General features: G+C 49.9%; 10 protein-coding genes, 1 tRNA gene and 2 pseudogenes. 5 read left to right on the forward strand and 8 right to left on the reverse strand.

Going from position 1 to position 13,208, the window contains the following annotated elements:
- Window positions 1-2: 2 nt before the first annotated feature.
- From DES37_RS16890 to DES37_RS16915, 6 genes are all read right to left on the reverse strand, one after another.
- Entirely contained in the window at window positions 3-863 is an 861-nt protein-coding gene (locus DES37_RS16890) for a ketose-bisphosphate aldolase (RefSeq protein ID WP_110026935.1), read from the reverse strand.
- A gap of 79 nt (window positions 864-942) precedes the next feature.
- Window positions 943-1,794, reverse strand: coding sequence for a class II fructose-bisphosphate aldolase (locus DES37_RS16895; protein WP_110026937.1), 852 nt, complete (start codon window positions 1,792-1,794; stop codon window positions 943-945).
- Window positions 1,795-1,806: 12 nt separating this feature from the next.
- Complete coding sequence (locus tag DES37_RS16900; protein WP_036110993.1) at window positions 1,807-2,898, reverse strand: PTS fructose transporter subunit IIC; 1,092 nt, start codon at window positions 2,896-2,898, stop codon at window positions 1,807-1,809.
- Between the two features lie 23 nt (window positions 2,899-2,921).
- Window positions 2,922-3,236 (reverse strand): PTS fructose transporter subunit IIB, encoded by a 315-nt coding sequence (locus tag DES37_RS16905; RefSeq protein WP_036110996.1) that lies wholly within the window; start codon window positions 3,234-3,236, stop codon window positions 2,922-2,924.
- A gap of 71 nt (window positions 3,237-3,307) precedes the next feature.
- Window positions 3,308-3,778 (reverse strand): PTS sugar transporter subunit IIA, encoded by a 471-nt coding sequence (locus DES37_RS16910; RefSeq protein ID WP_036110999.1) that lies wholly within the window; start codon window positions 3,776-3,778, stop codon window positions 3,308-3,310.
- 24 nt (window positions 3,779-3,802) lie between these two features.
- A complete protein-coding gene (locus DES37_RS16915; RefSeq protein ID WP_110026939.1) occupies window positions 3,803-5,368 on the reverse strand; it encodes a BglG family transcription antiterminator in 1,566 nt (521 codons plus the stop codon).
- Window positions 5,369-5,992: 624 nt separating this feature from the next.
- Between DES37_RS16915 and DES37_RS16920 the strand changes: the two genes are divergently transcribed.
- On the forward strand, window positions 5,993-6,592 hold the full coding sequence (locus tag DES37_RS16920; RefSeq protein ID WP_036111058.1) for a nitroreductase family protein: 600 nt from the start codon (window positions 5,993-5,995) through the stop codon (window positions 6,590-6,592).
- Window positions 6,593-6,658: 66 nt separating this feature from the next.
- Here the strand turns inward: DES37_RS16920 and yicI are convergent, their stop codons facing one another.
- Window positions 6,659-8,980, reverse strand: a complete 2,322-nt coding sequence (gene yicI / locus DES37_RS16925; RefSeq protein WP_110026940.1) for an alpha-xylosidase — start codon at window positions 8,978-8,980, stop codon at window positions 6,659-6,661.
- Window positions 8,977-10,386 (reverse strand): glycoside-pentoside-hexuronide family transporter, encoded by a 1,410-nt coding sequence (locus DES37_RS16930; protein WP_036111009.1) that lies wholly within the window; start codon window positions 10,384-10,386, stop codon window positions 8,977-8,979. Before DES37_RS16930 ends, yicI begins: the two co-directional genes overlap by 4 nt.
- A gap of 298 nt (window positions 10,387-10,684) precedes the next feature.
- Here DES37_RS16930 and DES37_RS25665 point away from each other — a divergent pair.
- The 4 genes and pseudogenes from DES37_RS25665 to DES37_RS16945 all read left to right on the forward strand — a co-directional run bounded on the left by DES37_RS25665 (window position 10,685) and on the right by DES37_RS16945 (window position 13,150).
- A tRNA-Sec gene (locus DES37_RS25665) sits at window positions 10,685-10,779 on the forward strand.
- Between the two features lie 154 nt (window positions 10,780-10,933).
- Window positions 10,934-11,192 (forward strand): annotated as a pseudogene (locus DES37_RS25910) (winged helix-turn-helix domain-containing protein); the annotation flags it as partial.
- 240 nt (window positions 11,193-11,432) lie between these two features.
- Window positions 11,433-12,209 (forward strand): hypothetical protein, encoded by a 777-nt coding sequence (locus tag DES37_RS16940; protein ID WP_110026944.1) that lies wholly within the window; start codon window positions 11,433-11,435, stop codon window positions 12,207-12,209.
- Between the two features lie 173 nt (window positions 12,210-12,382).
- A pseudogene (locus DES37_RS16945) lies at window positions 12,383-13,150 on the forward strand (transposase).
- The last annotated feature ends 58 nt before the right edge of the window (window positions 13,151-13,208 follow it).

Consider the following 13,208-nt stretch of genomic DNA (forward strand, 5'->3'; position numbering starts at 1 on the left):
GCTCAGTACAGGCTGGCTTTATCTACGGAATTGAATAGCTTCATTTTGTAGCGGATCACTTCACGCGCGGCCTTGATTGGCTCAGGGTAAATAACGTTGGGGTCCCACCAGGTTTCTTTGCCGAGTATTTCGCGCACTTTCTGGAAATAGGCATATTTCATATCACTGGAGATATTCACTTTCCCCACACCCAAAGTGACGGACTCAGCAATTTCCGCATCGGGGTTGGCTGAGCCGCCATGCAGCACCAGAGGAATGGAAGTACGCCCGGCAATATCTTTCAGAATGTGCATCTGCAGTTGTGGTTGCATGCCTTTCGGGTAGATACCGTGTGCAGTACCAATGGCGACAGCCAGGGTGTCCACACCGGTGCGGTTTACAAAGTCTTCCGCCTGCGCCGGGTCCGTATAGGTGACTTTGGACACACCTCCTTCCACCGAGGTGCCGGTCTGCCCAATCGTACCCAGTTCACCTTCAACAGATACCCCAACCGCATGGGCCAGGCGCACGGCTTCGCGGGTGAGCGCCACGTTCTCTTCATAAGGCAGCAGGGAGCCGTCAATCATTACAGATGTGAAACCACACTGAATCGCCCGTTGCACATGCTCAATAGAAGCCCCGTGGTCAAGATGAATCACGAAGGGCACCGGGCTGCGCAGGGTAATATCACGCACATAGGCAAAGAACGCATCGCCCACAAAGTCATGTTCACTGGGATGAATAGAGATAATTGCTGGCGCGTTTGCTGCTTCTGCTTCTTCCACGACAGCACGTACAAAGCAACTATCCGCCACGTTAAATGCCCCCACCGCAAAGTGGTGTTGGCGGGTATATTTCAGGAGTTCTTGCATGGATACTAACATCGTCATTCTCCATTTTTGGGTAACAGCCAGCCCTGCCAGGCAGGTTTACGCTGGCATAACGGGTAATACAGTGAATAAATCAGGCTTTGCCGATAGCGCCGCTGGCTTCCAGATATGGCTCAATAGCAGCCATACAGGCCTCTTCCATTACGGCCATTACCGCATCCATATCACGGCTTTTATCGTGGCAAAGGGTATGAAGTAAGGCGTTTTTCCCGGCATCAAACACCGCCGCGCCTACGTTGATTTTTGCTACCCCAAATTGCGGGCAGCGGGCAAGTTCATCAAATGGCGTACCACTCCCACCATGCAGTGCCAGTGGCACGGATGATTCACGGTAAACAGCAGCCAACCGATCAAAGTCTATCTCTGGGGTGACGCCTTCCGGGTACATGCCATGTGCCGTGCCCACAGATACCGCCAGCAAATCAATACCTGTTCTGGCAATAAACGGGGCGACATCTGCCGGGTTGGTCATCAGGTCGCGATTGGTGGCGTGGTTGTAGACTGGCGCATCACCCAGATGCCCCAGCTCCCCTTCCACACACACACCTGCGCTGGCAGCCAGTTCCACCACGGCCCGGGTTTGTTGCACGTTTTCATCCAGCGGAAAGGCCGAGGCATCAATCATCAACCCACTAAAACCAGCCCGGAAACAGCGGTGAATGTGGCCCGGGTCTTTGCCATGATCCAGGCTCAGGGTTACCGGCACCTGGGCTTTTTCGGCCAGAGATTTCACCAGAGGAAGCGCAACATCTGCCGGGAAGTGCGCTAAATGCGCCTGGTACAGATTCAGGATGATGGGTGCCCGGTGTTGTTCGGCAACACGAATGGCGGCCCTTGCCGTTTCCATATTGACGCAGTTGATGGCAAGCAAGGCGTAATGCCCTTGTTGTGCCTGTGCGACCAGGGTTTTCATTTCAGCAAACATGGCACGCTCCGTTTATTCCAGGGTGAAGGTAATTTCGTCGTCATCCACTTTTTTGTCTGAGAGTTCGTCAAACTCTTCATCCTGTTCAGTGACTGGCTTTTTGATAATCGACAGCATGACACCGCAGATAACCGTGCCGATGCCCAGCGCCAGGCAGAACAACCAGGGATGCGTGAATAACGGCACCACAAACATGCCACCATGGGGAACCGGGCTTTCCACTCCCCAGACCATAATCAACCCGCCGGCAACTGCCGAGGCGACAACACAGGAGGCAACCACCCGCAATAAGTCCCGCGCCGCAATGGGGATTACCCCTTCGGTTATCATGCAAATACCCATGGGGAATGCGGCTTTCAGGGCTTCTTTTTCCGCGCGGGTGTATTTATGGCGGGTCAGCAGGAACGACAGCGTGATACCGAACGGGGGAATAATCGACCCAACAAACTTCACGGCTTCCGGGCCATAAACACCACTGACCAGCATGCCATCGGCAAACAGCGACATGGTTTTATTCACCGGGCCGCCAAAATCAAACGTCGCCATCGCACCGAGAATCGCGCCCATCACAAAGCGGGAGCCGCCCTGCATGGATTGCAGCATCTGAATCAACACTTCCTGCAACCAGGCAATCGGCTTGCCTATCAACGTCATCATCAACAGCCCACTGATGATGGTGCTTAACACCGGCAATATCATGATGGGCATCAGTCCCTGCATGGACTGCGGCAGCTTGATGTACCGTTTGAGCAGCAATACGGTGTAGCCCACCAAAAAGCCGCCCAGCATCCCGCCAATAAACCCGGTGTGAATTTGCCCGCAGACAAACCCGATAATTAACCCCGGCGCAAAGCCCGGCCGGTCGGCAATCGAATAAGCGATAGCGGCACAAATTAACGGCACGATAAGTCCCATCCCCCAACCACCAATTTGGTTGAGCATCCACGGGATGGTATCCACTTTTTTACCGACATCCGGCCCACCCAGTATTTGCCCCAGGGCGATACAAATCCCGGCGGCAACAATCAGGGGAATCATCCAGGAAATACCCGTTAATAAATGACGCTTTATTTCCTGAGAAACAGGTGTTTTATTTTCTTTCATGATAAAACCCTCCAGTGTGAGGATCAGGCGTGGCTTAATGACTTCTCAACTTTTTCAATAAACTGGACCGGTGACTTAATCACCACTTCGGTTTTAACACGCACCACACGTTTATTTTTAAAACGCTCCTCACCTTTTATTTTTACATCGATTGCCAGAATCACGACATCAGCCTGAGCGATATCATCGGGATGCAATTCATTTTCTGTCCCAATGGTACCCTGGGTTTCCACTTTAATTTGGTGGCCGAGTTGTTTTGCACCTTTAATCAGTTTCTCACGTGCGATATAAGTATGGGCAATGCCTGCTGTACAGGCAGCAACACAAACAATATTCATAATCACTCTCGATAGTTATTCTCATTATTTTCACTACCGCTATTCAGTAAAAAATAAATGAGTTTGTAGGGTTAGCAGATATCTGTTTCAGCATACTGACTAAAGAGCTGAATAATATTTTGTGGATTATTTTCTGCCAGCAGCCGGGCGATTACGTCATCATCCGCCAACGCACTGGCAACTTGCGATAATAAACGGATATGTGTGGTATTTTGGTCCTCCAGGCGAACTGCAAATAAAATGATACAGCGGACATGGCTGCCATCCAGCGTTTCCCAGGGGATATCCTGCTGAGTACGCCCAATAGCAAGTGTGGTATGGCTGACCGCCGAAGATTTACCATGGGGAATGGCAATATGGTTTTCAAACCCTGTAGACCCTTCGGCTTCCCGCAGCCAGACATCGTGAATAAATTCTTCACGGTTAGTGATTGCGCCATCGGCTAATAATAAATCTGTTAATTCTTCAATCACTTCGTCTTTCGTTTTTGCCACCATATTTAACTTCACATGGCTGACACTTAATATTTTCGAGATATCCATAAACCACCTCCCACCGAAATAGAATCAAATTTGCATCACCGCGCAGGCCTCACTGGCCTGGTGCAGCTTCTCTGTTATCAGCTTGTCGGTAACCCGCCGGATATCCGCATCATTGAAAAATGCGGTGACATACACTACAGGGGTTTCCCCTTCAGGCAAATGAACCGTGGAAATAACCAGGTCCGGTGCCATTTGCTGGCTAACGCTTTGCATGGTTGCTGAAGACACAACACCCACGATTTCCCAGTCAGGAAATGCCCGCAGGATCCGGCTTTTCAGTAAGTGGGATGTACCCACACCTGTCGAGCACACCAGCAGTACACGTTTACGGGCAATCTGGCGTTCAATAGCGGCCTGGAAATGCACCGCCAGGTAGCCCACTTCATCGTCGGACACTGCCCGGGGTGTATAACGAATAAAGACCTGCTCTACGGCAATACGCGTCAGATAATAAATATCCGCCAGTTCATTTTTAATATCATCCAGCAATGGATTACGAATAATAATTTGGTAGTTAAGCCGGTTAATTAATGGCCGAATATGCACTACCAGACCTTCGTACAGTTGCTGATCAAGGCTAAGCTCAACTTTAATTAACCGTGAAAACTGCGTAACCAGGTGCAATGTAATATCGCGGGCTTCATCGCTAAACAGCTCAGCATGTAACAAACTGCCACTCTGGTTTTCAACCACCAGCACACCAGATGAAATAATATACTGGTAGATAAACCACACTTCATCTTCAGGCAGTGGCAGGTTAATACGCTGCTCGATTTTTTCCACCATTTTACCGGCGATAATAAATACCGGGTCTTCCACATGTTGCCGGGCGATATGCCCCGGGTTATCGAGTAAATTTCCCCTGGTGCGGCGGTGCATCATTATCAAAATATGGGTAAAAATGTTGATATAGTAAGGTTCGCCTAATGGGTAGGCCAGTGCCTGTTCCATCTCCTGCAACAGCGCCTGAACAAACGCGACATCTTCCTCACCAAAATACTGAACCAGCGCTTTATAGCTCCCAGGGTCCAGCCGTGAGTGGTTCACAGTACCTGGCTCCTGGTGGTTCATTAACCCGTTAATCAGCGCGGCCATTGCCTGGCGCACACTATTTTCATTGCCTTTAATACGGGTGCCGCTTTGGCTGCGAATTAACTGCAACCCCAGCGGGGTTATCCAGTCTTCGATTATTCTTAAATCATTGACAATAGAGGCATTGCTAATGAAGTAACGCTCGGACAGCTTGTTGATTGAGGTTTCTTTTGGGGTCTCGCTCAGTAACTGAGAGGCGATTTTCACCCGGCGGGCATGGCCCATGATCCCCCCGGCATCATCATTTTCGCCATTGAGCTGCTGCTCCAGTTGCAGAAGGTCTGCGGTATTTTCAGCTACCAGCAAGACACCGGCACCGGCTTTTTTATCTGCCCGGGCATTCCACTCAGCCAGGTAATCATTAATGATATTCAGATCACGCTGAATAGTTTTTTCTGACACAGCAAACTGTTCTGCCAGACTGAGTAACGTGGCATATTCCTGCTGTTGTAACAGGAAACGTAATAATCTGTGTTGTCGTGAGGTAATCATTTTCATTTTTTACCTTTAGTTACAGACCAGATTAATAAATATGACTAACCGCTCAATATTTCTGGCACCGTTTCTGTGAACGCCCTGTGATAATAAATATAGAGAGCGGTCTGTGCAGCTACAATACTAAAAACTGTCCATATATCCGGACAATTAACAAACACTGCAGAAAATGGCACGTTTATTATGAGCAGATCACATTTTTGCAATTACTTTGCGTGACAGGCATCTCAATTATTAATTTTATTAACTGACCCTACTGGCGTATTTATTTGCCAGTTCGCTTCACCGGGCAGTACCGTGCATCGCCCGGACAGGCACATCGCCAACCCTTCATAATTCAGTTTTTTTGAAAGATACCAACAAATAGTTCAGTTTTCTCTCAAGTTCCGCCAGGCGTACTATCATTATTCATCAGGGCGCTTCAGGCTGCCGCTAACACCACGTTAACCAGCAAAATGCCAGAAGTAACTTACTGATTAAACGGGCATTGGGACAGGTATCACAGATCCTGTGCCTTTTCTGGTTCAGCCATGTTAATGGCACGTTTCGAGATTGACCTTAAAGAAAATGTGGATTAAAAGCCTGATTAACTTATTCAAAGGTACTGAGACTAGTTCGGGAGAGATTATGCAACAAGAATTCCATGCGCTGGCAACCCAACGCCGTACCATTTATGCACTGGGCAAGACACTGCCTGTATCTGATGATGCCGTTGTTGCCCTGATTAAAGAAGCCATTCGCCAGGCACCTTCTGCGTTTAACTCACAGAGCTCTCGTGCGCTGATCCTGCTGGGTGCAGAACACACTAAATTCTGGGAACTGACCCGCGAACAACTGCGTAAAATTGTCCCGGCAGAACATTTTGCCCCGACTTCACAAAAAATTGATGGCTTTGCGGCGGCAGCCGGTTCCGTGCTGTTCTTTGAAGACCAGAGCGTAGTGAAAGGCCTGCAAGAACAGTTTGCTGCTTATGCAGATAACTTCCCGGTATGGTCTGAACACAGCACCGGTATTGCACAGTACGCCGTGTGGCTGGCGCTGGCTGAGAAAGGCATTGGTGCAAACCTGCAGCACTACAACCCGCTGGTAGACGAAGATGTACAGCGCACCTGGAACATTCCGGCAAGCTGGAAACTGCGTGCACAAATGAACTTCGGTTCTATTGAAGCACCTGCTGGCGATAAAGCGTTTATGGACGACGCAGACCGCTTTGTGGTTGCTAAATAAGCCGCACAGGTTAAAAAAAACGCCCGGGCAATACCCGGGCGTTTTTGTATCGGCGCAAGCCACAAATCAGTAATGCACCACCAGCGATGATGCGCCAGAAGCCGGGCGAACCACCAGCCCCCACTCACTGTTCTGGCTTTCTCCCTGCTGCACCGCTTTTACCTGGTGAACATTGCGCAGGCACAGGTGCCAGTTACGGGCATCCCCTTCGCCATGCACCTGCAGCGTGCCGCCTTCACGTTTTACCCGCAGGGTAAACAGAGTACGGCCATCCTGAGCGGGCACTTCACACACAACTTCACGCCCGTCATCCAGGTTAAACAACTGAAACGCCGTGCCTTCATGCCATGCATAATCCGGTTTCTGGTCGTTATTACCCAGAGCCAGTAATGTGTTATCGCGCACATACACCGGCAGGCTCATGACATCATGGCGCTGTTTATGCCAGCCACCAGCCAGTTCATCGTTATGCCATAAATGGGTCCAGCGCCCTGCTGGCAGGTAAAACGCCACATCGCCCTGTTCACTGAATACTGGTGCCACTAACAGACTGTCGCCCAGCATGTACTGGCGGTCGAGATAGTCACAGCCCGGGTCATCCGGGAACTCCAGCATCATGGCGCGCATAACTGGTGTGCCGCATTCGTGGGCCAGCACCGCCTGGCGGTATAAATACGGCATCAGGCGGCATTTAAGCTGGGTAAAATGGCGCACCACATCGCAGGCTTCGTCGTCGTAGGCCCAGGGCACGCGGTAAGACTTGCTGCCATGCAGGCGGCTGTGGCTGGAAAGCAGGCCGAACGCACACCAGCGTTTATAGACATCGGCTGGTGCCGTGTTTTCAAAGCCGCCAATATCATGGCTCCAGAACCCAAACCCCGACAGGCCAATCGATAACCCGCCCCGCAGGCTTTCGGCCATAGATTCATAATTGGCGTAGCAGTCGCCCCCCCAGTGCACCGGGAACTGCTGCGCGCCAACCGAAGCCGAACGGGCAAACAGCACCGCCTCTTCTTCACCCACGGTATCTTTGAGCGCCTGCCACACCAGGGCGTTGTACAAGAAAGCGTAATGGTTGTGCATTTTCTGTGGGTCGGAGCCATCATGCCACGCGACATCCACCGGAATACGCTCGCCAAAATCGGTTTTGAAGCAGTCCACACCCATTGCCACCAGGCGTTTCAGGTGCCCGGCGTACCAGGTGCAGGCATCAGGGTTAGTGAAGTCCACAATGCCCTGGCCTGGCTGCCATTTATCCCACTGCCATACACTGCCATCGGGCCGTTTGAGTAAATACCCTTTCTCTTTGCCTTCGGCAAACAACGGCGATTTCTGGCCGATATAGGGGTTGATCCATACGCAGATTTTCAGCCCGCGTGCTTTCAGGCGGGCCAGCATGCCTTCCGGGTCCGGGAACGTCGCCGGGTCCCATTCAAAATCACACCACTGGAATGCTTTCATCCAGAAGCAGTCGAAGTGGAACACATGCAGCGGCAACTGGCGTTCTGCCATGCCATCAATAAAACGGTTAACGGTGGCTTCATCGTAATTGGTGGTGAACGACGTGGTGAGCCACAGGCCAAAGGACCAGGCCGGGGGCAGCGCCGGGCGGCCAGTAAAGCGGGTGTAACGGTCCAGCACCGCTTTGGGTGTGGGGCCGTCAATCACAAAGTATTCCAGGTATTCCCCTTCCACACTGAACTGTACTTTGGAGACTTTTTCAGAACCCACTTCGAACGAGACATTTTCCGGGTGATTCACCAGAACGCCGTAGCCTTTGTTGGTGAGCCAGAATGGGATATTTTTATAGGCCTGTTCTGTGCTGGTGCCACCATCGCGGTTCCAGGTTTCTACAGACTGCCCATTGCGCACCAGAGCCGTAAAACGTTCACCCAGGCCGTACACCGTTTCGCCCACGCCCAGGTCGAGGCGTTCGAACATGTAGTTTTTGCCGCTGTTAGCATCCTGCACATAGCCATTATTTTTCACCTGGCTGCCGGTGATCCGTTCACCATCACGCAGGAAATCCAGCGCCCAAAACTCACCTTTACTTACCCGCACACTGAGGTTGCCGCTGGTCAGCATGGCGCAGGTTTCACTGTTTTCGATGGTGACGGGCGTTGAGCTGTCTGCCTGTAGCGGGTAATCGGGGCCGCGCGCCACGCCCCCCTGAAAGTGTTCAATACGAACACCAATAATGCCAGTTTGTGGCGAGAAGAAACGCAGAGTGAACAACGGGGTATCCAGCTGCCAGGCACGCTCACGCACATCCCGTGGTGCGGCGTACACCACCAGTTCATTGCCCTGCAGCTGTGCCTCAAACACTTGTAGCGGGTGAATAAGGGCAAGGCCCGGCTGAATCAGCCAGTTACCGTCACTGATTTTCATGACTCAATCCTCTTAACTTGGTGTGGTTCAGACACCGGCACATCCAGAAGCGGCTGTTGGTTATCACGCGTGTTCTGTGCCAGTTCAGCGAGTATTTTTTTCAGGAAAGGGGTTTTCAGGGTGTAATAGCGTTTTGCCACTACCGCGCTTATCAGGTAGCAAACTGCGGGCACCAGGGTAAACAGGCCAATAATAATAGAAAGTGTTGCACTGTTTTGCGCGGTGGCTCCAGCACTGTAACCACCAAATGCCAGCAGCCAGCCGATTATTGCGCCGCCAATCGCCAGGCCCAGTTTCAGCACAAACAGGGTGCCGGCAAAGCTGATGCCAGTAAGGCGTTTACCATTCTGCCATTCACCGTAATCAACGGTATCAGACATCATCACCCACTGGATTGGGGTAACGAGTTGGTGCAGCACACCAATAACAGCAATCAGGATGAACATAACCGTGGTTTCATGCATCGGTACAAAGAACATTCCCGCACTTACCACACACAGCGCTGCGTTGGTTAACCAGAACACCTCCACTTTGCACATCAAACTGGTCAGGGGTTTGGCCAGAGCACTGCCGAGTAAATTGCCCACGCAATAAGTGGTCAGGAACAGGGCAAACACACCGGGCTTGCCCATTATCCAGGTGACGTAATACATCATCGCCCCGCCACGTACTGCCACTGCAAGAATATTGAGAATGGTCAGCACACCGACAATGCGCCACTGGTCATTTTTCAGGATATCGCGCAGGTCTTCACGCATTGGCGTGGTATTCGGTGGGGTTTCAACACGTTCTTTTGTGCTCCAGAAGCAAAACAGGAACATCAAAATAGCCACTACAGACAGCACGGCAATACCGCCCTGAAAGCCCAGCGCTTTATTTTCGCCACCAATCAGTGTAACCAGCGGCATCATTAACACCGTAGACAACATGCCGCCCGCGGTTGCCAGCACAAACCGCCAGGATTGCAGGGAAATTCGCTGGTCCGGGTCATTGGTGATAACCCCACCCAGTGCGCAATAAGGAATATTCACAACGGTATACATCAGTGTGAGCAGGGTGTAAGTCACGGCGGCATAAATCATTTTGCCGCTCATCGACAAATCCGGTGAGCTATAGGCAAACACGCAGACAATACCAAACGGCAATGCACCCCATAAAATCCATGGGCGGAACTTACCGGAACGGCTGCGGGTGCGGTCTGCTATCAGCCCCATGCACGGGTCAGACACCGCATCCAGCGCACGCGCCAAAAGGAACATGGTGCCAACAAAAGCGGCAGGCAACCCAAAAATATCGGTATAAAAAAACATCATGTACAACATGACGTTATCAAAGACGATATGGCTGGCAGCATCACCCAGCCCATAACCGAATTTCTCTTTCAGAGATAAAACCTGACTCTTCATTGTGTGTTTTCCTCAGGCCAGCAGAGACAGAAGTAAGGTGTTCTGTTGCCGTTTTAGAAGATTCTGAACGGAGGTTGTATTGTTTTTTCTGGTAATGGAATTACGTTTCTTGTTTTCTGTGATCTGCGCAACCTGTTGACCAGGAAGCAAGATTTCAATTTATTTCAGGCCAGGCAGGGCCTGTGTTGTGGCGGGTTTGCGCTAAGTTGCTCGCAGGGAAGAAAATATTTTCGCCAGGGGATTTTCAGATACTTTAAAAGGGTTATAATGCGCGCGCATCCATGTAGCAATCGATGCAGGAAGATCGTCGTTTCCGGTGAAGCGGCTGGACTTCAAATCCAGATGGGGCCGCCAGCGGTCCTGGGCAGGTTCGACTCCTGTGATCTTCCGCCATCTGTCTTCCGAAACCATCCGCGGTGGTTTTAAAATCATTATTCTTCAGTCTATTCATCATATCCTTGCTCCGTTTTAATCCAGAAGCATCTGCCAGAATTCGCGGTTAATGCGTATTTTGTTTTACCGGAATGCTTACAATGCTACCCGGTGGCCGGGCGCCAACGGTATGTATATGGAGAATGCCAACATTATCCCGCGTCAGCAGCGCCTGTATCTTTATCACGCCTTTCTGGTGTATATGGAGGCGCACGGCTACAAAAACACTCTCAGCCTGACCATGTTCGGCAAGGGGCTGTCATCCATGCTGAAAGAGTACGGCCTGAATTACGACAAACGACTGACAAAATCAGGGCATGCAGACCAGGAAATCGTCCGCCCCCCCCTTTCCGGTCTTATATCAGTGTTGCTGACATCGTCAGTAGCCCCGTTGTTCGGGGTCAGTGAAGATGACCTAAAAAACAGGTTCAAAAGCGGTTATTGGTAGTGCATATTTAACAAGCTCATGCACAGGAAGCCAACTACGCGCCGCTAATTGTGGTGCGCTATGCGCACTTTACCACAATTTGCTCTGCTCCATTGTCTCCTGTGATGCGAGCGTTACGTGCTACACTCAAATTAGAATATATGCCGATAGTTAAAAGGGGTAGTATATGAACATTCACGCTAACAAAAATCACGAAAGAAAAAGACAATCTGTTGCGAATGATGTTTCCCTAAATCGTAGCACTAGAAAGGGTGGTTTTCAGTTTGTAGATAATCGCCTTGAAGCTGTTGGTCAAAGAAAGACTCGAGAGATTATTGCTAACAGTCCTCGGAACCAACAACTTATCCAGCTTCAAGAAATGGCGAATAATTATTCTGCCAATCAAGACGTATTTATTAGCAAAAGCGATAATGCTAGTGATGTTATTCAAAAACAACATAAAAATATTCCTGCACCAAATGAACTTGGAGTGCGAGTTTTAGATTTTTTGAATCAGCGAAATCACGCAATAGTTAAGAAATTCAAAATGGAAAGCAAGGGAACGCACGGAACGAATTGGATGCATGCAATATCTATAATGCAGGGAATAAAAGCACAAATACCCAAAGAAATGAGAACATCAGATGTTACTCCAGAAGAAGGAGGTTTCTTTGTAGATATATCTGAGTCGGGTAAGGCGCAGTCGCATGAATTCGCTGAGATGGCTGCTTATGGTACAGAAGAAGAGGGTACGCCACCCCGGTTTGATGATTCAGACCAAAAAAGAGAAGAATTTAAAGCTCACGTTAAAAGGGGCAAAGGAACCAGAAGGGCAATAATATTAGAAATATGGGGGCAAAAAAATGCACGACCTGAACCTAGAAAAAAAGGGCAACAAGAAGATGAGGATATATACCGAACTAATGCGCATCTATTGGTTGCCACATTAAAAGATTCATTATAATTGAGTTAATTAAGCATTACAGGCTAATAATTTAATATAGGCATCATTAAAGCGGATATCCAATCAAAAATATTACGAGACGATATGCAATGCACATAACAATGGTAATCCCCCCGAAAAACCGGTGTGTTTATAAGTAGAATTTTCTCGTAATCTGAACCGGGGAGATCTCTATGAAAAAGTCACGTTTTACCGACAGCCAGATCATGTCCATTCTGAAGCAAGCTGAGGCCGGAACTCCGGTGGCTGAACTATGTCGTGAACATGGCATGAGCAATGCCAGTTTCTATAAGTGGCGTTCGCGTTTTGGCGGGATGGATGCCTCCATGATGACCCGTCTGAAAGAACTGGAAGATGAAAACCGCCGCCTCAAAAAAATGTATGCGTAGGAGCGCCTCAAAGCCGAAATCATTCAGGAAGCCATGGCAAAAAAGTGGTGAAGCCATCGAGTCGAAAGCAGATGGAGCAGGATGCAGTCAGGAGCCGGAATGTCAGCATAAGTTTTGCCTGCCAGTTGTTTGTTGTCAGCGAAAGTTGCTATCGCTATCAGCCTCAACTGAATGAGGAAAATGAGGTCATTGCCGACTGGCTGCTCCGCATCACTGGCAGTCAGCGCAACTGGGGGTATTGAATGGAAAGGTAAACCGACAGCAATACGATGCGATAACGGGCCAGAATATACCAGCAAGGTACTAATGTCATGGGCAGTTCAGCAGAATATAACGCTTCGTTTTATACAGCCTGGCAAACCTCAACAGAATGCCTGGATTGAGCGATATAACCGGACGGTACGTTATGACTGGCTGGGCCAGCACCTGTTTAACTCACTGGACGAATTGCAGGGCTATGCCACCCAGTGGCAATGGTTTTATAATCACGAACGTCCGAATATGGCACTGAATGGCTTCACGCCGATGCAGCATATTCAACGCATGGCCTGATTCTACTTATCACCTCCGTTAAAAATGGGGGGATTACCGTTCCTCGCTCATAGCAGAC

The organism is Mangrovibacter plantisponsor, assembly GCF_003182475.1.
In the GTDB taxonomy this organism is placed as follows: domain Bacteria; phylum Pseudomonadota; class Gammaproteobacteria; order Enterobacterales; family Enterobacteriaceae; genus Mangrovibacter; species Mangrovibacter plantisponsor.